This is a genomic window from Pseudoduganella albidiflava, from assembly GCF_004322755.1.
GTDB lineage: Bacteria > Pseudomonadota > Gammaproteobacteria > Burkholderiales > Burkholderiaceae_D > Rugamonas > Rugamonas albidiflava.
This window is the reverse complement of record NZ_CP036401.1, coordinates 2,287,321-2,306,794: the sequence shown is the minus strand read 5'-3', so window position 1 is coordinate 2,306,794 and position 19,474 is coordinate 2,287,321. Positions and strand designations below refer to the sequence as shown.

The 19,474-nt window shown below is 64.2% G+C and carries 19 protein-coding genes; 8 read left to right on the top strand and 11 right to left on the bottom strand.

Going from position 1 to position 19,474, the window contains the following annotated elements; translation table 11 throughout:
* Positions 1–148 precede the first annotated feature (148 nt).
* Positions 149–1,468 (top strand): dicarboxylate/amino acid:cation symporter, encoded by a 1,320-nt coding sequence (locus EYF70_RS09740; protein ID WP_131145223.1) that lies wholly within the window; start codon positions 149–151, stop codon positions 1,466–1,468.
* Positions 1,469–1,552: 84 nt separating this feature from the next.
* On the opposite strand, the gene EYF70_RS09735 is transcribed toward EYF70_RS09740, so the two are convergent.
* Positions 1,553–2,203 (bottom strand): 3-oxoacid CoA-transferase subunit B, encoded by a 651-nt coding sequence (locus EYF70_RS09735; RefSeq protein WP_131145222.1) that lies wholly within the window; start codon positions 2,201–2,203, stop codon positions 1,553–1,555.
* Positions 2,204–2,213: 10 nt separating this feature from the next.
* A complete protein-coding gene (locus tag EYF70_RS09730) occupies positions 2,214–2,912 on the bottom strand; it encodes a CoA transferase subunit A (protein ID WP_131145221.1) in 699 nt (232 codons plus the stop codon).
* 175 nt (positions 2,913–3,087) lie between these two features.
* Here EYF70_RS09730 and EYF70_RS09725 point away from each other — a divergent pair, with 175 nt between their 5' ends.
* On the top strand, positions 3,088–3,648 hold the full coding sequence (locus tag EYF70_RS09725) for a PAS and helix-turn-helix domain-containing protein (protein WP_131145220.1): 561 nt from the start codon (positions 3,088–3,090) through the stop codon (positions 3,646–3,648).
* Between the two features lie 117 nt (positions 3,649–3,765).
* On the opposite strand, the gene EYF70_RS09720 is transcribed toward EYF70_RS09725, so the two are convergent.
* Positions 3,766–4,158, bottom strand: a complete 393-nt coding sequence (locus EYF70_RS09720) for a RidA family protein (protein ID WP_131149003.1) — start codon at positions 4,156–4,158, stop codon at positions 3,766–3,768.
* Between the two features lie 134 nt (positions 4,159–4,292).
* Between EYF70_RS09720 and EYF70_RS09715 the strand changes: the two genes are divergently transcribed.
* Complete coding sequence (locus tag EYF70_RS09715; protein ID WP_131145219.1) at positions 4,293–5,186, top strand: LysR family transcriptional regulator; 894 nt, start codon at positions 4,293–4,295, stop codon at positions 5,184–5,186.
* 223 nt (positions 5,187–5,409) lie between these two features.
* Here the strand turns inward: EYF70_RS09715 and EYF70_RS09710 are convergent, their stop codons facing one another.
* Positions 5,410–6,186, bottom strand: coding sequence for an SDR family oxidoreductase (locus tag EYF70_RS09710; protein WP_131145218.1), 777 nt, complete (start codon positions 6,184–6,186; stop codon positions 5,410–5,412).
* A 346-nt stretch (positions 6,187–6,532) separates the two neighbouring features.
* Here EYF70_RS09710 and EYF70_RS09705 point away from each other — a divergent pair, with 346 nt between their 5' ends.
* From EYF70_RS09705 to EYF70_RS09685, 5 genes are all read left to right on the top strand, one after another.
* Positions 6,533–8,161: an electron transfer flavoprotein-ubiquinone oxidoreductase gene (locus EYF70_RS09705; RefSeq protein WP_131149002.1), complete on the top strand. Its 1,629-nt coding sequence runs from the start codon at positions 6,533–6,535 to the stop codon at positions 8,159–8,161.
* 255 nt (positions 8,162–8,416) lie between these two features.
* Positions 8,417–9,298 carry a flagellin N-terminal helical domain-containing protein gene (locus tag EYF70_RS09700; RefSeq protein ID WP_131145217.1) on the top strand — a complete coding sequence of 294 codons (882 nt, stop codon included), beginning with the start codon at positions 8,417–8,419 and terminating at the stop codon, positions 9,296–9,298.
* A gap of 265 nt (positions 9,299–9,563) precedes the next feature.
* Complete coding sequence (locus tag EYF70_RS09695) at positions 9,564–10,445, top strand: flagellin N-terminal helical domain-containing protein (protein WP_131145216.1); 882 nt, start codon at positions 9,564–9,566, stop codon at positions 10,443–10,445.
* Positions 10,446–10,698: 253 nt separating this feature from the next.
* Positions 10,699–11,580 carry a flagellin N-terminal helical domain-containing protein gene (locus tag EYF70_RS09690; protein WP_131145215.1) on the top strand — a complete coding sequence of 294 codons (882 nt, stop codon included), beginning with the start codon at positions 10,699–10,701 and terminating at the stop codon, positions 11,578–11,580.
* Between the two features lie 100 nt (positions 11,581–11,680).
* A complete protein-coding gene (locus EYF70_RS09685; protein ID WP_131145214.1) occupies positions 11,681–12,721 on the top strand; it encodes a hypothetical protein in 1,041 nt (346 codons plus the stop codon).
* A gap of 263 nt (positions 12,722–12,984) precedes the next feature.
* Here EYF70_RS09685 and EYF70_RS09680 read toward each other — a convergent pair whose 3' ends face one another.
* From EYF70_RS09680 to EYF70_RS09650, 7 genes are read right to left on the bottom strand one after another with little or no spacing between them, the layout of a single operon-like run.
* Positions 12,985–15,075: a flagellar biosynthesis protein FlhA gene (locus EYF70_RS09680; protein ID WP_131145213.1), complete on the bottom strand. Its 2,091-nt coding sequence runs from the start codon at positions 15,073–15,075 to the stop codon at positions 12,985–12,987.
* Entirely contained in the window at positions 15,072–16,208 is a 1,137-nt protein-coding gene (locus EYF70_RS09675; RefSeq protein ID WP_131145212.1) for an EscU/YscU/HrcU family type III secretion system export apparatus switch protein, read from the bottom strand. Before EYF70_RS09675 ends, EYF70_RS09680 begins: the two co-directional genes overlap by 4 nt.
* On the bottom strand, positions 16,198–17,007 hold the full coding sequence (locus EYF70_RS09670; RefSeq protein ID WP_131145211.1) for a flagellar biosynthetic protein FliR: 810 nt from the start codon (positions 17,005–17,007) through the stop codon (positions 16,198–16,200). The genes EYF70_RS09675 and EYF70_RS09670 overlap by 11 nt, the downstream gene beginning before the upstream one ends.
* Positions 17,008–17,016: 9 nt before the next feature.
* On the bottom strand, positions 17,017–17,289 hold the full coding sequence (fliQ, locus tag EYF70_RS09665) for a flagellar biosynthesis protein FliQ (protein ID WP_131145210.1): 273 nt from the start codon (positions 17,287–17,289) through the stop codon (positions 17,017–17,019).
* 19 nt (positions 17,290–17,308) lie between these two features.
* Entirely contained in the window at positions 17,309–18,148 is an 840-nt protein-coding gene (gene fliP / locus EYF70_RS09660) for a flagellar type III secretion system pore protein FliP (protein ID WP_229420787.1), read from the bottom strand.
* Positions 18,145–18,519, bottom strand: coding sequence for a FliM/FliN family flagellar motor switch protein (locus EYF70_RS09655; RefSeq protein ID WP_131149000.1), 375 nt, complete (start codon positions 18,517–18,519; stop codon positions 18,145–18,147). The genes fliP and EYF70_RS09655 overlap by 4 nt, the downstream gene beginning before the upstream one ends.
* Before the next feature lie 2 nt (positions 18,520–18,521).
* Entirely contained in the window at positions 18,522–19,394 is an 873-nt protein-coding gene (locus EYF70_RS09650; RefSeq protein WP_131145209.1) for a FliM/FliN family flagellar motor switch protein, read from the bottom strand.
* Positions 19,395–19,474 lie beyond the last annotated feature (80 nt).

Below are 19,474 nucleotides of genomic sequence, written 5' to 3'. Positions count from 1 at the left end.
CAAGTAGTAAGTTGCAATCTGCAAGTACGTAGTAACCGCATTGTGGTTACCCCTGATAGGGGAAACCACAATGCGGATAATCACAATGGTGATATCTGAGATGGTTTGCCATGATGGGAGCACTGGGAAGCCAATGGAGACTCCAATCATGAAAAAACCGTTCTATAAAATCCTGTACGTCCAGGTGCTGTTCGCCATCTTCGTCGGCGTGCTGCTCGGCATCTACCTGCCGACCGACGCCGTGGCGATGAAACCGCTGGGCGATGGCTTCATCAAGCTGATCAAGATGATCATCGCGCCGGTGATCTTCTGCACCATCGTGTCCGGCATCGCCGGCATGCAGGACGTCAAGAAGATCGGCCGCGTCGGCGGCAAGGCCCTGCTCTACTTCGAGGTCGTCTCGACCTTTGCCCTCGTGATCGGCCTGTTCGTCGCCAACATCGTCCGCCCCGGCGACGGCTTCAATGCCGATCCGGCCACGCTGGACACCAAGGCCATCGCGCAGTACACCGAGAAGGCTTCGCACCAGACCACCACGGACTTCCTGCTGCACATCATCCCGAACACCGTGGTCGACGCGTTCGCCAAGGGTGACATCCTGCAGGTGCTGCTGATCTCGGTGCTGTTCGGCTTCGCCCTGTCGCTGCTGGGCGAACGCGGCAAGCCGCTGCTCAACATCATCGACGAGGCGGGCGCCGTGGTCTTCGGCATGGTCAACATCATCATGAAGGTCGCCCCGATCGGCGCGTTCGGCGCCATGGCGTTCACCATCGGCAAATACGGCATCGATTCGCTGCTGCCGCTGGCCAAGCTGATGGGCTCGTTCTACCTGACCTGCTTCCTGTTCGTGTTCATCGTGCTGGGCGCCATCGCCAAGTTCACCGGCTTCTCGATCGGCCGCTTCATCGCCTACATCAAGGAAGAACTGCTGATCGTGCTGGGCACCAGCTCGTCGGAAAGCGCGCTGCCGTCGCTGATGAAGAAGCTGGAAAAGCTGGGCGCCTCGAAGCCTGTCGTCGGCCTGGTGGTTCCGACCGGCTACTCGTTCAACCTGGACGGCACCAACATCTACATGACGATGGCGGCCCTGTTCGTGGCCCAGGCCACCAACACCGAGCTGACGCTGATGCAGGAACTGACCATCCTCGGTGTGGCGATGCTGACCTCGAAAGGCGCATCGGGCATCACCGGCGCCGGCTTCATCACGCTGGCCGCGACCCTGGCGGTGGTACCGACCATCCCGGTGGCCGGCATGGCGCTGATCCTGGGCATCGACCGCTTCATGAGCGAAGCCCGCGCCCTGACGAACTTCGTCGGCAACGGTGTCGCTGCCCTTGTGGTGGCCAAGTGGGAAGGCGAGCTGAACATGGATACCATGAAGCGCGAACTGGCCAACCCGTCCACCCCGCACGAGCCGCTGGAAGAGACCAAGCACGGTGAGGACATGCCGGTAGCAAAGTCGGCCTGATGAACGCGGTGTGAACCAGCAACATGAAGCAGTAAGATGAAAAAGGCACGCCGCGGCGTGCCTTTTTCGTTTGCGGCGCGGCGCTTACAAGGCCGAGAAGTCCAGCTCCACGCCGGTGGCGGCGGCGATCTGCTCCTTCGTCACCTCCGGCGCCAGTTCGATCACCTTCAGGCCGGTATCCGTGACTTCCATCACGCCGAGGTCGGTGATGACGACGTCGACCACGCCCACGCCGGTCAGCGGCAGGTCGCACTGCTTCAGCAGCTTGTGCGACGTGGTGCCATCCTTCGCGGTGGCCACGTGCTCCATCAGCACCACCACCTTCTTCACGCCGGCCACCAGGTCCATCGCGCCGCCCATGCCCTTCACCATCTTCCCGGGGATCATCCAGTTCGCCAGGTCGCCCTTCTCCGACACCTGCATGGCGCCCAGGATGGCGAGATTGATCTTGCCGCCGCGGATCATGCCGAACGAATCGGCCGAGCTGAAATAGGCCGAGCCGGGCAAGGCCGTCACGGTCTGCTTGCCGGCGTTGATCAGGTCCGCATCCACTTCATCGTCCGTGGGGAACGGGCCGATGCCGAGCAGGCCGTTCTCCGATTGCAGGAACACCTCGATATCGGAAGGTACGTAGTTCGCCACCAGGGTGGGCAGGCCGATGCCCAGGTTGACATAGAAGCCGTCCTGCAGCTCCTTCGCCGCGCGCGCGGCCATTTGATCACGAGTCCATGCCATGTTCTTCTCCTCAGGCGGCGCGCACGGTGCGCTGTTCGATGCGTTTTTCCGGATTCGGGTTGTGCACGATGCGGTGCACGAAGATGCCGGGCGTATGCACGGCGTCCGGATCGATCTCGCCCACTTCCACCAGCTCTTCCACTTCGACGATGGTGACCTTGCCGGAAGCCGCCACGTTCGGGTTGAAGTTGCGGGCCGTCTTGCGGAACACGAGGTTGCCCGCCTTGTCGGCCTTCCATGCCTTGACCAGCGCCACGTCCGCCACCAGGCTGCGTTCCATCACGTACTGTTCGCCGTCGAATTCGCGGATTTCCTTGCCTTCGGCGACGATCGTGCCGACACCGGTCTTGGTGAAGAAGGCCGGAATGCCGGCGCCGCCGGCGCGCAGCTTCTCGGCCAGCGTGCCCTGCGGCGTGAATTCCAGTTCCAGTTCGCCGGCCAGGTACTGGCGCGCGAACTCCTTGTTTTCACCCACATAGGAAGCGATCATCTTCTTGATCTGGCGCGTTTCGAGCAGCTGGCCAAGACCGAAGCCATCGACGCCGGCATTGTTCGAGATGGCCGTCAGCCCCTTGACGCCGGAATCGCGCAAGGCGAGGATCAGCGCTTCGGGAATGCCGCACAGGCCAAAGCCGCCGACGGCGATGGTCTGCCCATCCTGCACGACGCCGGCCAGGGCGGACGGCGCGTCCGGATATACTTTATTCATTGTGCCCCCTTCCATTTTTGTTAAGCTAGGCGGAATGGCTCCGCCTACGTGGCGTTACAGAATAGGTTACCCGTATGGAAAGTACAATACAGTAGAAATACGGCCGTATCGTTAGCGGCTTCACACAAGAAAATCATCCGGATAGCAAGCCGAGAAAGCCAGTCGAGACAGCGCGATGAATGCACCCTACGAGATCGATTATGAAACCATCTTCCGGTTCGCGCCGGTGGGCATGTGCATCTCCGTCAACCGCGTGATCCAGTCCAGCAACGACGCGCTGACCCAGATGTTCGGCTACCCGCACGGCACGCTGGACGGCCAGTCGTTCTGCGTGCTGTATCCCACGATGGATGAATTCCTGCGCACCGGGCACCGCATCATCCCGATCATGAATGCGCGCGGGCGCTATTCGGATGAACGCATCATGCGGCGCGCCAACGGCGAGCTGTTCTGGTGCCACGTGACGGGCCGCGCGCTGAACTGCGCCGACCCGCTCGGCGCCGGCGTGTGGACCTTCGAAGACGTTTCCGAGAAGCGCCCGGTATCGGCCGAGCTGACGCCGCGCGAACGGGAGATCGCCGCCTTCCTCGTCGAAGGCAAGACCAGCAAGATGATCGCGCGCGAAACCGACCTGTCGCCGCGCACCGTGGAAATGCACCGCGCGAAGCTGATGCGCAAGTTCGGCGCCGCCACCTCGTCGGAGCTGGTGCATAAGCTAGTGGGCATGACGCGGTAACGCGTCTCAACATTCCTGCGCTGACGCGTCTCCACATTCCTGCGCTGACGCGTCGCTCCCTTCCTGCGTTGACGCGTCGCGCCCCTTGCCGCGGAAACGCGTTTCCCTTCCTGCGCGTCAGTCCGGCAAGCGTGCAATCACCTTGATCTCGAAGTCGAATCCGTACAGCCACGTGACGCCGACCGCCGTCACCGTCGGGTACGGCGCCTGCCCCCAGAACTCGCGCGCCACGTCCCAGATCCGCTCGAAACGCGCTTGCGGTTCGACGATGAACAGGGTCACGTCGGCCACGTCGTCGAACGAGCAGCCGGCGGCGGCCAGCACCGCGTTCAGGTTGGCGAAGGCGCGCCGCACCTGCGCATCGAGTTCCGGTTCCGGCGAGCCGTCTTCCCGGCTGCCGACCTGGCCGGACACGAACAGGAAACCACCCGACCGCACGGCCGGCGAATAGCGGTTCTTTTCATACAGGGCCTGGCGGCCGGCCGGGAATACCACGTCGCGCTTGTTCATCGTACTCGTCATCGTCATCTCCTTTGAGCATCCCGGATCGGGACAAGCCGCCACTGTAGCGGCGCGCGCGGTGCCGATAAACAGCGCAGTGCGTCCATCACTGTTTGTATAATCCAAACAATACAGGGAGGACCATGGACCGTTTCGATGCAATGAAGGCCTTCGTACGCGTCGTCGAGGCGGGCAGCTTCACGCGCGCCGCGGAAACCCTGAACATGAGCCGCGCGACGGTCACGCAACTGGTGCAGCAACTGGAAGCGCGGCTGCGCGTGCGCCTGCTGAACCGCACCACCCGGCGCGTCAACACCACGCCGGACGGCGCGGCATTCTATGAGCGGGCAGTCGGCATCCTTGCCGATCTCGACGATCTGGAAACCGGCCTGCCCGGCGCCGCCACCGCACCTCGCGGCGAGCTGCGGGTCGACATGCCCAGCCCACTGGCGGCGCTGGTGGTGGTGCCCGCCCTGCCCGGCTTTCATGCACGCTACCCGGACATCGTGCTCGACCTGGGCGCCAGCGACCGCAAGGTGGACATCATCGGCGAGAACGTCGATTGCGTGATCCGTGGCGGCGAACTGGCCGATGGCTCGCTGGCGGCGCGGCGCGTGGCCGACCTGAGGCTGGGTGTGTATGCGGCGCCCGCGTATCTGGCGCGTGCCGGCACGCCGGCGCATCCCGCGGAGCTGGGCGAGGACCCGCACCGTATCGTGGCGTTCCGCTGGTCCGGCAACGGGCTGCCGTATGCGATGCGGCGCGGCGGCGAAAGCGCCAGCGTGCACGGCCGCTACGTGCTGCGCACCGATGACGGCAATGCCTATCTCGCCGCTGGGCTGGCCGGCCTGGGCATCCTGTGGCTACCGGATTACATGGCGCGGCCGCACGTGGCGGCCGGCACCCTGCAGCCGCTGTTCCCGGAGTGGCACATCGATCCGATGCCGCTGTGGATCGCCTGGCCGCCGAACCGGCACCTGAGCAGGAAGGTGCGCGTCTTCATCGACTGGGTCGTGGAATTGATGGCCGGGGTCTGATCCTAATGCCGCTAAGTTAAGCGTTACCCGATACGTTGGAAGCGCATGCATTCACCCCAACAGCGAAGGGCTGGGGTCAGGAAGGAATGCTGGCCTGCATGCCAGCACCGTTCCGCAGGCGCGAAGCATGCTTCGCGAAACCCCTGCTTCACCCCGTCGGGTCTGACCCCGGAATTTGCACCTGGGGTGGGTTTGTCCAGGCGGCATCAGGGTATGGCGCCCTTTACTGCGCGGTCATCCCGTCGTCGGCCGAAATCACCGCGCCGTTGATGAAGTGGGCGTCCTCGCCGGCCAGCAGCAACAGCAGGCCATCGAGGTCTTCCGGCTTGCCCGGCCGCTTGCGGGGCAGCATTTCGATCAGGCGCCGCCCCTGCTCGCTGGCGAAATAATCCTCGTTGATCTCGGTGGAGATGTAGCCCGGGCAGATGGCATTGGTGTTGATGCCGTGGCGGCCCCACTCCACTGCCATCGCCTTGGTCATGTGGATCACGCCGGCCTTGCTCATGCAATACACGCCGATCTGCGGCAGCACGCGCTGGCCGGCCACCGAGGCGATGTTGATGATGCGGTGCTGTTTCTTCGGGTCGCCCTTGGCGCGCGCGATCATCCGCTTGGCCGCTTCCTGCGCCACGAAGAAGGCGCCGCGCAGGTTGGTGTCCATCACGAAGTTGTAGTCTTCCGGCGTGACGTCGACCAGCCGCTGGGTGGTCGACACACCGGAATTGTTGACGAGGATATCGATCGGCCCCGCCTCCGTTTCCGCATGGGCGATGGCCGACTTGATGCTGGCGTAGTCCGTCACGTCCAGCGCCACCACGTGGGCCGCGCCGCCATCGGCCTCGATCTCGGCACGCAATTCCTTCAGGCGCTCGACCCGCCGCGAGGCCAGCACCACCTGCGCGCCGGCATTGGCCAGCACCTTCGCGAAGCGTGCCCCCAGGCCGCTGGACGCTCCCGTCACGAGCGCGATCTTGCCTTCAAAATTGACTTCGATACCCACGGCTTGCTCCTTGTTTTGATACGCCCGCGATGCGGCTTGGTCATCGCAGCCCTGTCCCACACCCGGTTGCCGCATGGGTCGCGGCTTCGTTCCGGCTGGTGCTCCGTTTGTGCTCCCGCTTGTGTTCCCGCTTGCGCTCCTGCCAGTGCTCCCGCTTGCGCTCCTGCCAGTGCTCCGCTTGTGTTTCGTATCTTACACAATTAGCCAAATTAGACGGGAACATCTACTACAATGCCGTTGCATTTACGGCGGAAAAAGAGCACACTCGTGCTAATTTTTCCCGTTTTTCACATACCTTATAAAACTTATGACGAATCTCGTTGAACAGTACGGCCCGCGCGAAGCAATGGAATACGACGTGGTGATCGTTGGCGGCGGCCCGGCCGGCCTGTCCGCGGCGATCCGCATCAAGCAGCTGGCCCAGGAAAAGGGCCAGGAAATCTCGGTGGTCGTGCTGGAAAAAGGCGGCGAACTGGGCGCGCATATCCTGTCCGGCGCCGTGATGGATCCGCGCGCGCTGACCGAGCTGATTCCCGACTGGAAGGACAAGGGCGCACCGCTGAACACCCCCGTGACCGAGGACCGGGTGCTGTTCCTGACCGAAACTAAGGCCTACAAGACGCCGAATTTCATGATCCCGAAATGCCTGGAAAACCATGGCAACTACGTGATCTCGCTCGGCAACGTGGTGCGCTGGCTGGGCCAGCAGGCCGAAAGCCTGGGCGTGGAAATCTTCCCCGGCTTCCCTGCCGCCGAAGTGCTGTACAACGAAGACGGTTCCGTCAAGGGTGTCGCCACCGGGAACATGGGCGTCAAGCGCGATGGCGAACCCGGCCCCGATTTCCAGCTCGGCATGGAACTGCATGGCAAGTACACGCTGTTCGCCGAAGGCTCGCGCGGCCACCTGGGCAAGACGCTGATGGCCAAGTACGACCTGAACAAGGGCAAGGATCCCCAGGCCTACGGCATCGGCATCAAGGAGCTGTGGGAAATCGATCCCGCGAAACACCAGCCGGGCCTCGTCATCCACACCTCCGGCTGGCCGCTGGCGCACGACGTGTATGGCGGCTCGTTCCTGTACCACGCGGAGAACAACCAGGTCGTGGTCGGCTACGTGGTCGGCCTGAACTATACCAATCCGTACATCTCGCCGTACGAGGAATTCCAGCGTTATAAAACGCACCCGGCGATCCGCGGCTACTTCGAAGGCGGCAAGCGCATATCGTATGGTGCGCGCGCCATCACGTCCGGCGGCCTGCAGTCGCTGCCGAAGCTGGTATTCCCGGGAGGCTGCCTGCTCGGTTGCGATGCCGGCTTCCTGAACATGAGCCGCATCAAGGGCAGCCATGCGGCGATCAAGTCCGGCATGCTGGCCGCCGAGGCGCTGGTCGATGCGCTGGCGGCGAACCGCCAGCACGACGAGCTGTCGGCCTACCCGGCAGCGTTCGAGCAGTCATGGCTGCACGAGGAATTGCATGTGGCGCGCAACGTCAAGCAATACCTGAACAAGGGGCTGGTGTTCGGTACCATCATGACCGGCATCGACCAGATCGTCTTCCGCGGCAAGGCGCCCTGGACGCTGCGCCACAGCGAACCGGACCACGCCTGCCTGAAGCCGGCGGCAAACTACCGGCCGATCGTGTATCCGAAGCCGGACGGCAAGCTGACGTTCGACAAGCTGTCGTCCGTGTTCATCTCGAACACGAACCACGCCGAAGACCAGCCGATCCACCTGACGCTGAAGAACCCGTCGGTGCCGGTCGACGTGAACCTGGCCAAGTATGCCGGCCCGGAACAGCGCTACTGCCCTGCCGGCGTGTACGAGTACGTGAAGACCGACGAGGGTACCGACCGCCTGCAGATCAACGCCCAGAACTGCGTGCACTGCAAGACGTGCGACATCAAGGATCCCACGCAGAACATCGTGTGGGTCACGCCGGAAGGCGGCGGCGGGCCGAACTACCCGAACATGTAATGCACGGGCGCCAGTGGCGCCCATCGCCTATTCATCCTCATCTTTATCCTCATCTTTATCCTCATCTTCATCCTGGTTTTCATCCTTATTGTCATCACGACGCCGGGCGATCCCCGGCGTTGGCGTTTTCACATCGCGAAAAAAATTTCAAAGAATTTCCATGCGGCACTTAATGCCGGGGCGGGAACGGTCGTCTTGTACTCATGAGAGCGCAGAGAAGTGCTCTGACAAACCAACCCAACCGGAGTTACTGAAATGCTGAGCCTTCACACCAACAACGCTGCCCTGTCCGCACAAAACTCGCTGTCCCGTACCCAGTCGACCCTGTCGACGTCGATGACCCGCCTGTCGACCGGCTACCGTATCAACTCGGCAATGGACGACGCTGCCGGCCTGCAGATCGCCACCCGCCTGAAGACGCAGACCAGCGGCATGCAAGTCGCCATGCGCAACACGCAGAACTCGATCTCCATGCTGCAGACCGCCGACGGCGCGCTGGACCAGACGACCAACATCCTGAACCGCATGAAGGACCTGGCAACCCAGGCCGCCGATGCTTCGTCGACCACCGCCGACAAGACCGCGATGCAGGGCGAATATGACTCGCTGGCCGATGAACTGACCAACATCTTCAGCAACACCAAGTTCGGCGGCACGGAACTGTTCAAGACCACCGGCGGCAAGCTCAATGCAGCGATCTCGTTCCAGATCGGTGCCGATTCCGCTGAAAAGCTGGACGCCGACTTCACCACCGAACTGGGTACCGCGACGGACGGCACCACGGGTATCACCAGCGTTTCCGCCCGTTTCAGCGCCGACAACGTCGCACCTGGTGCCGTTGGCGCGGAACTGACCGGCGCAGCCAACGCCACGATCGCCAAGCTGGCCACCGCGATCGACTCGGTTTCCGCCCTGCGCTCGAAGATCGGTGCCGTGTCGAACCGCCTGGACCACGTGAACAGCAACCTGTCGAACATCTCGACCAACACCAAGGCCGCCGCCGGCCGCATCATGGACGTCGACTTCGCCACCGAATCGGCTTCGATGACGTCGAACCAGATGCTGCTGCAAGCCGGCACCGCCATGCTGAAGCAGTCGAACAGCCAGTCCTCGCTGGTCATGTCCCTGCTGCAGTAATTCTGTACAGTAGTTTCGCACTTCCCCGGACCGCCATTCGCATGGCGGTCCAACACGAAAAGCCAACTGGAAACGGTTGGCTTTTTGCATTTCCGGCATCGCCGGCGCAGCCTCGGGAGCGATCGCGCACAGTCATGGCGAGCGGCCCGAAAAAAAATCTCAAAAATTTCCACGTGGAATTTAATGTGACTGGCAAAACGGTCGTCTTGTATTCATGAGTACGCAGGAAACTGCCCCAGACAACAAACCGCACGGAGTAATCATCATGCTGAGCCTTCACACCAACAACGCCGCCCTGTCCGCACAGAACTCGCTGTCCCGTACCCAGTCGACCCTGTCGACGTCGATGACGCGCCTGTCGACCGGCTACCGCATCAACTCTGCCATGGACGACGCTGCTGGCCTGCAGATCGCTACCCGCCTGAAGACGCAAACCAGCGGCATGCAAGTGGCCATGCGCAACACGCAGAACTCGATCTCCATGCTGCAGACCGCCGACGGCGCACTGGACCAGACGACCAACATCCTGAACCGCATGAAGGACCTGGCAACCCAGGCCGCCGACGGTTCCTCGACCGCCGCCGACAAGACCGCGATGCAGGGCGAATACGACTCGCTGGCCGATGAACTGACCAACATCTTCAGCAACACCAAGTTCGGCGGCACGGAACTGTTCAAGACCACCGGCGGCAAGCTCAATGCAGCGATCTCGTTCCAGATCGGTGCCGATTCCGCTGAAAAGCTGGATGCCGACTTCACCACCGAACTGGGTACCGCCACCGATGCCAACTCGGGTATCGGCAGCGTCTCCGCCCGCTTCAGCGCCGACAACGCCGTACCTGGCGGCGTGGGCACCGAACTGACCGGCGCAGCCAACGCTACCATCTCGAAGCTGGCCACCGCGATCGATTCCGTCTCGGCCCTGCGCTCCAAGATCGGTGCCGTGTCGAACCGCCTGGACCACGTGAACAGCAACCTGTCGAACATCTCGACCAACACCAAGGCCGCCGCCGGCCGCATCATGGACGTCGACTTCGCTACCGAATCGGCTTCGATGACGTCGAACCAGATGCTGCTGCAAGCCGGCACCGCCATGCTGAAGCAGTCGAACAGCCAGTCGTCGCTGGTCATGTCCCTGCTGCAGTAATCGCCCGAGACACGCTGGCCGGCCACCAAGGTCGGCCAGCGCATGCAAGAAAGCCAACCGGTCCGGTTGGCTTTTTGCATTTCCGGCATCGTCGGCGCAGCCTCAGGAGCGATCGCGCACAGTCATGGCGAGCGGAAAAAAAAAATCTAAAAAATTTCCACGTGGAATTTAATGTGACTGGCAAAACGGTCGTCTTGTATTCATGAGTACGCAGGAAACTGCCCCAGACAACAAACCGCACGGAGTAATCATCATGCTGAGCCTTCACACCAACAACGCCGCCCTGTCCGCACAGAACTCGCTGTCCCGTACCCAGTCGACCCTGTCGACGTCGATGACGCGCCTGTCGACCGGCTACCGCATCAACTCTGCCATGGACGACGCTGCTGGCCTGCAGATCGCTACCCGCCTGAAGACGCAAACCAGCGGCATGCAAGTGGCCATGCGCAACACGCAGAACTCGATCTCCATGCTGCAGACCGCCGACGGCGCGCTGGACCAGACGACCAACATCCTGAACCGCATGAAGGACCTGGCAACCCAGGCCGCCGACGGTTCCTCGACCGCCGCCGACAAGACCGCGATGCAGGGCGAGTACGACTCGCTGGCCGATGAACTGACCAACATCTTCGGCAACACCAAGTTCGGCGGCACGGAACTGTTCAAGACCACCGGCGGCAAGCTCAATGCAGCGATCTCGTTCCAGATCGGTGCCGATTCCGCTGAAAAGCTGGATGCCGACTTCACCACCGAACTGGGTACCGCCACCGATGCCAACTCGGGTATCGGCAGCGTCTCCGCCCGCTTCAGCGCCGACAACGCCGTACCTGGCGGCGTGGGCACCGAACTGACCGGCGCAGCCAACGCTACCATCTCGAAGCTGGCCACCGCGATCGATTCCGTCTCGGCCCTGCGCTCGAAGATCGGTGCCGTGTCGAACCGCCTGGACCACGTGAACAGCAACCTGTCGAACATCTCGACCAACACCAAGGCCGCCGCCGGCCGCATCATGGACGTCGACTTCGCCACCGAATCGGCTTCGATGACGTCGAACCAGATGCTGCTGCAAGCCGGCACCGCCATGCTGAAGCAGTCGAACAGCCAGTCGTCGCTGGTCATGTCCCTGCTGCAGTAATCGTCAGGACTGCGCCGGCCCCGGTAACGGGGGCGGCGCCGCACAGGGCCAACCGGACTCGGTTGGCTTTTTTTTTATCCACCCATGATAAGCTGCTGCAATGGCCATCGACCGAGTAATCCCCGCCGGCGCGGCGTTGACGATTCCAGACCGGAATGCCCGCGAACGGCCGGGCCAGGCGCGGCCGATGCCGCCGCCGCCCTCGTCTTCGCCCTCATCCGCGTCCCCTTCCACGCAGACGCCAACCGCCCCGCTGTTCGTCAATCCCCATGCGGTCCACGACGAGCCAGCCCATGCGCCAGGCGGGTCCGCGCCGGGCGGGTTCGACGTGGACTTGCCGGGTGCCGTCGGCGCGCTGCTCGAAGCGATGGAAGGCAAAGGGTCTACGGTTCCGGCGGCGCTGGCGCGCACGCTGGTGGCCCAGGCGGTGCTTGCCGAAGCCGCGTCGATGCAGCCCAACCAGCTGTTCATGTCGCGCCAGATGGTCTGGCATGCGCCGGACCCGTCGGCCCTGGCCGCCTCGTGGATGGCAATGATCCAGACCTACGGCCAGCAGCGCGCCGCACTGGCCGCACAATCGCGGGGCCGCAACGTACCGGCCAGCCTGTTCCAGTCGGACGGGGTGCCGCAGGTACTGCGCGATGGCAGCCTGCCGCAGCAGCTGGTCTCGGAACTCGATGCCTGGCGCTTCGCCGTGTATGCCTGGGGCGCCGAAAAACTTGTCCTGCGCGTCGTCACGCGCGATCCGGATGAAGAAGACGGCCCGGCGCAACGGCATCCCCGCATTGCGCTGCGGCTGGAAGTGCACCTGCCCGAGCTGGGCAAGGTCGTGTTGCAGATGGAGCCGGCGGAAGGCGGTGGCGTGGTGCTGGAGATCGGCGCGGCCCAGGCGGGCGCGATGCAGCACATGCGCGCCCAGCTGCCGGAGATCGGCAACATCGCCAGCCGGTGCGGCGTGCGCATCCTGCGCGTGCGGCTGATGCGGGCGCTGCCCCCGCCCGGCCTGGCGCAGCCGGAGCGCCACCAGCTCGCCGCGCTGACGGCGCCAGTGTTCCGGGCCATGGCCGAAGTGGCGGTGCTGCTGTCGCAACCGCAGCGTTCGGACGATCAGTTCATCGCCGCATCAGGCGCCGGGCGTTGATGCGCAGGCCTGTGCGGGCAAATGCGCCATCCGGCATATTGGAAACGCATGCATTCACCCCAACGGCGAAGGGCTGGGGTCAGACCCGGCGGGGTGTAGAAGGGGTTTCGCGAAGCATGCTTCGCGCCTGCGGAACGATGCCGGCATGCATGCCGGCATTCCTTCCTGACCCCGGAATCTGCCCTTGGGTGACCTAATTTGACGGCATCTGCGCTGTCACCGCTTTCCGAAGACATTCCGCTCCGCCACCGTTTTCAGGAACATCACCCGACCGTGCCGATGATCGACACTTCGCGGTTCTCCGGGATTTCGTTATACGACAGCACATGCAGGCCGGGGGCGAACAGCCGGGCGTAGCGGGCCAGCAGCGGCCGGATCTGCGGCAGCACCAGCAGCAGCGGCGGCGTGCCCTGCTGCTTCATCTGCTCGCGCGCGACCGGCATGTTCACCTGGAGCTGGCCCAGCAGGTGCGGATCGATCGGATAATTGTCGAGCACCACCTTGCCGGACTGGCGCGCCTGGTTCAGCGAACCCAGCAGCATGTTCTCCAGTTCCCCGCCCAGGTTAAAGGCCAGCAATTCCTTGCGCTGGCCGAACAGCGCGGCGACGATCTGGCGCCGCAGCGCGCAGCGCACCTCGGCCGCCAGCAGGATCGGATCCTTGGTGGTTTCCGCACTGTCCAGCAGGGTGGTGGCGATCGGCACGATATCCTTCAGCGACACGTTCTCGGCCAGCAGCACGCGGAACACGCGCAGCAGCTGCGTGTGGGTCATCGCCTTGTCCAGTGCGGAGCCCAGCTTCGGCGCCAGCGCGGTGAGGCGTTCGAGCACGGCGGCCACGTCGTCGTGCCGGAACAGCTCGGGCAGGTATTCGCGGACCAGTTTCGACAGGTGCGTGGCGATCGCGCTGGGTGCTTCCACCACCTGGTAGCCCAGCCCCAGCGCCTGCGCCTTGTCGCCCGGCTCGATCCAGACGACGGGCATGCCGTAGGCCGGTTCCACGCCGGGAATGCCATCGATCTGGCCATACAGGTTCGGCGACGGGATCGCCATCAGCCGGTCGGGGAACACTTCGGCCTGGGCGATCACGGCGCCGCCCAGCACCACCGAGTACTGCGACGGCTTCAGGCCCAGGTCGTCGCGCACGCCGATCGGCGGCAGCACCAGGCCCATCGCCTCCGACAGGCTTTGCCGCACGCCCCGCACGCGCTTGGTCAGTACCTCGCCATGCGCCTTGTCGACCAGGCCGACGAGTTTATAACCCAGCATGACCTGCAGCGGATGCACCACCGGCAGGCTTTGCCACTCCAGTTCCGGGGTCTTTTCCTCGCGCAGCACGGCCTCGATGGCTTCCAGCTGCCGGGTGTCGGGCGGCGCCACGGCGCGCTGCTGCATGCGCCAGCCCACATAGGCCAGCGCACCGGCGAACGACAGGAACGGCAGCCATGGCATGCCGGGCACGACGCCCATGATGACCATCAGGCCGGCGGCAGAGTACAGCACGCTCGGATTGGCCAGCAGCTGGATGCTGACTTCCTCCTCGAAGTCGCCCGCGTCCGACACGCGGGTAACGATGATCGCCGCCGCGGCCGACAGCAGCAGGGCCGGGATCTGCGCCACCAGGCCGTCGCCGATCGTCAGCAGCGCATACTGGCGGAACGCGTCGCCGAAGCCCATGCCCTGCATGATCGAACCGATCGCCACGCCGCCGACGAGGTTGATGATGAGGATCAGGATCGAGGCGATCGCATCGCCGCGCACGAATTTGGAGGCGCCGTCCATGGCGCCGTAGAAATCGGCTTCCATCGCCACTTCCTTGCGGCGCAGCTGGGCCTTTTCCTGGTTGATCAGGCCCGCGTTCAGGTCGGCGTCGATGGCCATCTGCTTACCGGGCAGCGCATCGAGGGTAAAGCGCGCCGACACTTCCGAGATCCGCTCGGCGCCTTTCGTGACGACGGCGAAGTTGATGATCATCAGGATCACGAACACCACCAGGCCGACCACGAAATTGCCGCCGATGACGACGTTGCCGAATGCTTCGACCACCGCGCCGGCGGCATGCGTGCCCTCGTGGCCATGCAGCAGCACCACGCGGGTGGACGCCACGTTCAGCGTCAGCCGCAGCATCGTGGTCAGCAGGATCACGGTGGGGAACACCGAGAAGTCCAGCGGCCGCTTGGCCTGCACCGAGACCAGGATCACGATCAGCGACAGCACGATGTTGAAGGTGAACAGCACGTCGAGCAGGATCGGCGGCAGCGGCAGGATGATCATCGCGAGGATGGACATCACGAACAGCGGCGTGGCGAACTTGTGGCGGCGCAGTTCGGCCACCAGGGAGTTCAGGAAATTCATGTCTGCGAAGCCTCACTCATCGATGTTGGTACCACGATCTGGTCGGGGAAGTCGGGGCGGGCCTGGCGGCCGCCGGTACGGAAAGCCTTCATCTGGAACACGTAGTGCAGCACCTGCGATACCGCCTGGTACAGCGGCACGGGAATCTGCTGGTTGACCTGGGCCGTATTGTAGATGGCGCGCGCCAGCGGGGCCAGGCGCAGCACCTCGATATCGTGCTCCTCGGCGATCAGGCGGATGTACTGCGCCAGTTCGTCGACGCCCTTGGCGACCACGAACGGCGCCTCGGCGCGCTTGTCGTCGTACTTCAGGGCGACCGCATAGTGTTCCGGGTTGACGATCACCACGTCGGCGGTCGGTACCGTCTTGCGCGCGGCGCGCTGCGACATGGCCCGCTGCAGCTGGCGGATGCGCCCCTTCACTTCGGGGCGCCCTTCGCTGCTCTTGTGCTCTTCCTTCAGGTCCTGCTTGCTCATGCGCTGGTTCTTGGCGAAGAAGAACGCCTGCGCCGGCACGTCGATCACGGCGAACAGGATGAAGATCACCACCATCGACATCACGCCATCGAGCATCAGCGCGGCGCCTTCGGTCATCGCCCGCTGCATCGGCAGCGCCTGCAGCTGCGTGTACTGGTTCAGCGTGGAGCGCGCCATGTGCACCAGCACGGCGATCAGGATGCCGACCTTGACGATCGACACGCCCAGCTCGAACATGGCCTTGCCGCCGAACAGCCGGCCCAGGTTCGACACGGGATTCATCTTGGAGAACTTCGGCATCAGGTTCTTCGTGCTGAACATCCAGCCGCCCGGCAGCATCGACGACAGCACGATGAACAGGGGCACCACGAACAGCGGCGCCACCATCTTGACCAGCAGGATGCTCGATTCGTAGAAGACGTCCGACATCGCGTTCATCAGCACGTCGCCGCCGTCGTCCATGCGGATGAAGCTGGCCGCGAAGATGGTGCGGAAGTGGTCCAGGTAATCGGGCAGCAGGTATACGAACAGGCGCAGGCTGACCAGGATACCGATCGCCGTCGCCAGGTCCTTCGAGCGGGTGACCTGCCCTTCCTCGCGCGCCTTCTTCAGCTTCTGCTGTGACGCCTTCTCGGTCTTGTCGCCGCTATCGGCCATCGCGCCTGGCCTCCTCCGCCGTCATCTGCTGCTGGATCATGGCCAGCACCTGGCTCGTCATGCGCGTGTAATGGTCGGGAATGAAGCGCACCAGCTGGCCCAGCATCAGCAGGCCGAACAGCGTGATTACGGAAAAACCCAGCGAGAACAGGTTCAGCGACGGCGCCACGCGGTTCAGGAAGCCGAAGCCGATCTGCACCACCACCGTCGAGAACACCACCGGGATGGCCAGCAGCATCGCCGCCGAGAACACCCAGGCCACGTTCCAGGCCACGGTCTGCAACAGCAGCGGGCCAGCATCTGGCCAATGAGCGCCGCCCGGCGGCCAGGCCTTGAAGCTGGCCCCGATCACGCCGATGATGACAAGGTGGCCATCGATGGCGAAGAACACGATGATCGACAGCATCGACAGCAGCGTCGAGATCACGTCCGACGACGAGCCGTTCAGCGGATCGTTCATCACCGCCATCGAGAAACCCACCTGCGACGACACCACGAAGCCCAGCACGCCGATCGCGGCCATGGCGAAATAGAACGCCAGTCCCAGCACGAAGCCGATGATGGCCTGTTCGATGGTGGCCACCACCATCGCCAGCGTAAACGGATCCTCGATGACCTGCGCCTTGCCCGTCACCGGCAGCATCATCACGGCAAGCGCCACCGAGACGAGCACCCGGATCATCACCGGCACCATCGCCTCGCCCAGCACCGGGGCGGCCGACAGCAGCGCCATCGAACGCACGAACGGCCACCACAGCGCGTTCAGCAGGGGCAGCAGGTTGGCGAGGACCTGTTCCATCCTGGCGGGTCAGCCGACCAGCGTGGCCGCGCGGGTGAAGATCGACACGCAGTAGTCCATCAGGTAGCCGGCCATCCAGCGCCCGGTGATGATGATGGCCAGCAGCGTGATCAGCAGCTTCGGCAGGAACGACAGCGTCTGTTCGTTGATCTGCGTGGCGGCCTGGAACAGCGCCACGACGAGACCCGCGGCCAGGCCCGGCACCACCAGCACCAGCACCAGCACCATCGTGATATGCAGGGCCTCGGCCACCAGGTCGACGGCCACGTCGGGAGTCAGCATAGTTTTACTTTTCGGTTAGCTAATACGCCTGGATGCTGGTGACGAGCGTGTTCACCGTCAGCGTCCAGCCATCCACCAGCACGAACAGCAGCAGCTTGAACGGCAGCGAGATCACCAGCGGCGACAGCATCATCATGCCCATCGCCATCAGCACCGACGACACCACCAGGTCGATGATCAGGAACGGAATGAACAGCATGCAGCCGATCTGGAACGCCGTCTTCAGCTCGGACAGCACGAAGGCGGCCAGCTTCACGGGGAAACCGTGCTGCATGGGGTTCGCCACGTTCTGTTCGCCGGCCAGCGTGGCGATCTGCCGCAGCGCGGCCTTGCTGGTCTGGGCCAGCATGAAGCGGGACACCGGCTGCTCGGCGATGCGCAGCGCATCCTGCAGGCCGATGCGGTCCTGGTCGTAGGGCACGAACGCATCGCGCCACACCTGGTCGCCGATCGGCTTCATCACCAGCAGGGTCAGGATCAGCGCGATGCCGGTGATGATCCGGTTCGGCAAGCCCTGCTGCAAGCCCAGCGCCGAACGCAGCAGCGACAGCACGATGACGAAGCGGGTGAAGCTCGTCATCATCATGACCAGCACGGGCAGCAAGCCCAGCAGGGTCATGACGACCAGGATCTGCATCTTCACCGACAGGTCGGTGCGCGCGCCGGGCACCACGCCGGCCAGCAGGTCGGGCGTGTTCGCCTCCTGGGCGAAGGCCAGCGCGGGCAGCAGGAACGCCAGGATGAGCGCAAGCACCAGCGCAAGCCCGGCCACCAGCGCGGCCCGCGGCGCGAACGCCCGGCGCGGCGTTACCGGTGTGGCGCCGGCAGCGCGGGTTTCCAGCGCGCCGGCGCGCATCATGAGGTCATCATGTCGAGATTGAGCCCATCCAGGTCGATCACCTTCAGCCCGTAGTTCTCGCCCGCCACCACCACTTCGGCGCGCCCGATCGCGGTGCCGTTCACCTTGATGACCAGCGGCTCGCCGGCCAGCGCGTCCAGTTCCACCACGCTGTCCGGCCCGATGTTCATCAGGTCCTGCAGGGAAATGCGCGCCGATCCCACTTCCAGGGTCAGCGTCACGGGGATCTTGCGCATCATTTGTGGCAGGTCGCGGCGCGGTGCGAGCGGCGCCTGGGTGAAGTCACCAGCCATCGGGCTGGGCACCGGTTCGATGATCATCTCTTCGGTGTCGTCAAGCAGCGCGTCGTTGTTTCCGTTTTCGTTCATCATGGTCATTCGATGTCTTCAAAAGAGGTCAGGCACAGTTTTCCCTTGTGCTCGGTCACCGCGGCCGTGTACAGCCGCGAATCCTCGAGCATCACGTCTGCCCTGTCCAGGCTGACCGGAATCACGTCGCCGATCCGCAGGTCGAACAGCGCGCCCAGCGTGACTTCCTTGCTGACCAGCTGCCCGGCCAGCGTCACCTGCAGCCGCTGCGCCAGCGGCGCCGCCGGCTTCGGCGCTTGCCCGCCGGCGCCCCGGCCTGTTTCACGCTGCGGCGCCAGGCCATGCAGCACGTCCGATATCAAATGCTTATCCAGTGCAAACCATACCCTGCCTGCCAGTTCCCCGGCGCGCACATTCATCGTGATGAGCCACGTGCCCTTGCCCGGCTGGCCGCCGGCGGCGGGCGCGGCGGGCGGCAGCGGCGCGGCCAGCGGCTGGCCGCCGGGCAGGCTGGCGGCGATGCGCGAACCCACCACATGCGCCAGCTGTTGCCCCAACGCAACGCTCAGCCGTTCTTCCGTGGCGGTCACGCGCACCTGTGCGGGGTCGGCGGATGGTGCGGGCGCGCCGGCCTTGGCCGCACCGTAGCGCTGGTCCAGCGCAGCCAGCAGGAGCGGCCGTTCGATCGCGAAGGCGATCACGCCACTGCCCGCGGCGAAGTACTGCCAGCGCGTGCGCGGCTCGCTGCCGGTCAACTGCGAGAAGCCAACCTGCTCGACCTCGGTGCCGCCCCAGTAGCGGCGGCTCGCGGGGTGGCGCAGCGCGGCGGCAAGGTCGTCGCGCAACTGGGCAGCGAAGTGCGGCAGGCGGTGAACCGGGCGGCCCAGCAGGCTCGGATCCAGTACCTGGTGCGGTGCGGTGGTGGTCAGCGTGGTCATGGTCTTGTTTTCCCTCTGCACGCCACATCGTAGCGCAAATGCGCGCGAACACCACGAAGGGTCCGTGCAGGGCACGTAGC

Bases quoted from the DNA above. Each gene is read 5' to 3' on its own strand.
- EYF70_RS09655 (WP_131149000.1), bottom strand. From the start codon at position 18,519: ATGATGAACGAAAACGGAAACAACGACGCGCTGCTTGACGACACCGAA.
- EYF70_RS09700 (WP_131145217.1), top strand. From the start codon at position 8,417: ATGCTGAGCCTTCACACCAACAACGCTGCCCTGTCCGCACAAAACTCG.
- EYF70_RS09680 (WP_131145213.1), bottom strand. From the start codon at position 15,075: ATGAATTTCCTGAACTCCCTGGTGGCCGAACTGCGCCGCCACAAGTTC.
- EYF70_RS09690 (WP_131145215.1), top strand. From the start codon at position 10,699: ATGCTGAGCCTTCACACCAACAACGCCGCCCTGTCCGCACAGAACTCG.
- EYF70_RS09685 (WP_131145214.1), top strand. From the start codon at position 11,681: ATGGCCATCGACCGAGTAATCCCCGCCGGCGCGGCGTTGACGATTCCA.
- fliQ (WP_131145210.1), bottom strand. From the start codon at position 17,289: ATGCTGACTCCCGACGTGGCCGTCGACCTGGTGGCCGAGGCCCTGCAT.
- fliP (WP_229420787.1), bottom strand. From the start codon at position 18,148: ATGATGCGCGCCGGCGCGCTGGAAACCCGCGCTGCCGGCGCCACACCG.
- EYF70_RS09675 (WP_131145212.1), bottom strand. From the start codon at position 16,208: ATGGCCGATAGCGGCGACAAGACCGAGAAGGCGTCACAGCAGAAGCTG.
- EYF70_RS09725 (WP_131145220.1), top strand. From the start codon at position 3,088: ATGAATGCACCCTACGAGATCGATTATGAAACCATCTTCCGGTTCGCG.
- EYF70_RS09735 (WP_131145222.1), bottom strand. From the start codon at position 2,203: ATGGCATGGACTCGTGATCAAATGGCCGCGCGCGCGGCGAAGGAGCTG.
- EYF70_RS09705 (WP_131149002.1), top strand. From the start codon at position 6,533: ATGGAATACGACGTGGTGATCGTTGGCGGCGGCCCGGCCGGCCTGTCC.
- EYF70_RS09715 (WP_131145219.1), top strand. From the start codon at position 4,293: ATGGACCGTTTCGATGCAATGAAGGCCTTCGTACGCGTCGTCGAGGCG.
- EYF70_RS09650 (WP_131145209.1), bottom strand. From the start codon at position 19,394: ATGACCACGCTGACCACCACCGCACCGCACCAGGTACTGGATCCGAGC.
- EYF70_RS09740 (WP_131145223.1), top strand. From the start codon at position 149: ATGAAAAAACCGTTCTATAAAATCCTGTACGTCCAGGTGCTGTTCGCC.
- EYF70_RS09670 (WP_131145211.1), bottom strand. From the start codon at position 17,007: ATGGAACAGGTCCTCGCCAACCTGCTGCCCCTGCTGAACGCGCTGTGG.
- EYF70_RS09730 (WP_131145221.1), bottom strand. From the start codon at position 2,912: ATGAATAAAGTATATCCGGACGCGCCGTCCGCCCTGGCCGGCGTCGTG.
- EYF70_RS09720 (WP_131149003.1), bottom strand. From the start codon at position 4,158: ATGAACAAGCGCGACGTGGTATTCCCGGCCGGCCGCCAGGCCCTGTAT.
- EYF70_RS09695 (WP_131145216.1), top strand. From the start codon at position 9,564: ATGCTGAGCCTTCACACCAACAACGCCGCCCTGTCCGCACAGAACTCG.